The following is a 1,955-nucleotide window of genomic DNA, read 5'->3' as shown; positions in this document are numbered from 1 at the left end:
ACTGAAACCGAAACCCGGCCCGGCGGCGAGCGGACCACTGCCGGTCGCCGGGCGCCGTACCGGAGTCGGCGGATGCCGGATCCGGCTACCCGGCCGACGGCAGTGTCCACTCGCCGGCCCGGAAACACCAGGCGCGCGATTTCCGGCCGGGAGCGTAGGCGCGAGTGAGAGCACCGGCACAGATCGGCCGAGGGGCGATCGGTACCGGTGCTACAGCGGCAACAACGGGGGCCGTCCGGCCCGAGCCGGACGGCCCCCGTGCATCCCGCGTGATCAGGCGACGATGCCGGACTCCGAACTACCCGCCAGACTCCGCACCTGCCGTGCCGCCACCGACAGGGTCGCCAGATCGTGCCTGGTCACTCCGAAGATCTCGGTGAGCGCGGCGCGGGCCCGGGTCAGCCGTGACCGGTTGGTCTGCTCCCAGTAGTCCAGCTTCTCCGCCACCGGATCCTCCGGGTCGGTGGCGGTGGCGATATCCAGGGTGAGCAACCGCAGCGACTCGTACAGATCGTCGCGCAGCGCGAGCCGCGCCAGACTGGCCCACCGCTGATCGTGGTCGAGATCGCCGACCGCGCTGATCAACCGGGTGATCTCCAGATGCGCGTTGAGCGCGAAATAGAGTTCGGCGATCTCCCGTGCGTCACGTTCGGCGATATCGGCGATATCCAGCACGTCCAGCAGCGGGAAGAGATGGATCAGGCGGTAGACCTCGGCGGCCAGATCCGCCGGGGCACCGTGTTCGGTCGCCTCGGTGGCATGGGCGGCGACCCGTTCGGCCAGCGGTTTCGGCAGCCAGCCGGGCACCCGGTCCGCCAGTGCGCGCACTCCCTCGCGATAGCGGGTGATATCCGCCCCGATCGCGATCGGCTGCGGCCGGTTCAGCAACAGCCAGCGCGCGGCACGTTCCAGCGTGCGGTTGGACTCCAGTTCGAGCTGATCGCGTACCGAGGTCGGCATCTGCTCGGAGCGGATACGGTGCCACAGCTCCCGCAGCCCGAAGATCTCCACCGCGGCGGTGAACGCGCGCACCGCGTCGTCGGTGGTGGCGCCGATCTCCTCGGACAGCCGGAACGCGAACGTCGCACCGCCGAAGTCGACCATCTCGTTGACCACCACGGTGGCCACGATCTCGCGGCGCAGCGGGTGCCTGGTGATCGCGCCGGCAAAACGTTCCCGCAGTGGTGTCGGGAAGTAGCCGGGCAGCACCGCCGCGAAGGTGGGGCTGTCCGGCAGGTCCCCGGCGAGCAGGTCGGCCTTCAGCGCGAGCTTCACATGGGCGATCATCGTGGCCAGTTCCGGCGAGGTGAGGCCCGCCCCGGCTGCGATCCGGCGTTCCATCTCGGCGTCACCGGGCAAGGCCTCGAGCCGGCGGTCCACACCGCGCCGGGTCTCCAGCTCGGTGAGCAGCCGCCGGTGCACCGCACCACGCCGCCCGGCGCCCGACCGCGACAGGCCGATCCGGAAGTTCTGCGAGATATTGTCGCGCAACACCAGTTCGGCGACCTCGTCGGTCATTTCCGCGAGCAACGGATTGCGATCCGCGATATCGAGCTCACCCGCCGACACCACACCGTCGAGCAGAACCTTGATGTTCACCTCGTGATCGGAGCAATCCACACCCGCGGAATTATCCAACGCGTCGGTGTTCATCTTCCCACCATTACGGCAGAACTCGATCCGCCCCAACGCCGTAGCACCGAGGTTTCCGCCTTCTCCGATCACCTTCACCCGGAGCCGATCGGCATTCACCCGGACCGCGTCGTTGGATTTGTCACCCACCTCGGCATTCGTTTCCGAACTCGCCTTGATATAGGTGCCGATACCACCGTTCCACAGGAGGTCGACCGGGGCCTCGAGAATTGCGCGGATCATCTCCGGCGGCGAGAGACGGGTGACGCCCGCCGGAAGTTTGAGCGCCGCACGGACTTCCGGGCTCACCGGAATGGCCTTCG

1 protein-coding gene is annotated in these 1,955 nt (G+C 68.2%); it reads right to left on the bottom strand.

Annotated elements, in window-relative coordinates; translation table 11 throughout:
- Positions 1-273: 273 nt before the first annotated feature.
- On the bottom strand, positions 274-1,955 hold a 1,682-nt coding region (locus ON38_RS06595), incomplete at its 5' end, for an NAD-glutamate dehydrogenase domain-containing protein (protein ID WP_039823226.1).

Origin of the sequence: Nocardia testacea NBRC 100365 (assembly GCF_000308775.1) — a bacterium.
GTDB classification, from domain to species: domain Bacteria; phylum Actinomycetota; class Actinomycetes; order Mycobacteriales; family Mycobacteriaceae; genus Nocardia; species Nocardia testacea.
Note: the sequence above shows the minus strand (reverse complement) of the source record. Positions and strands in the feature narration are given on the sequence as shown.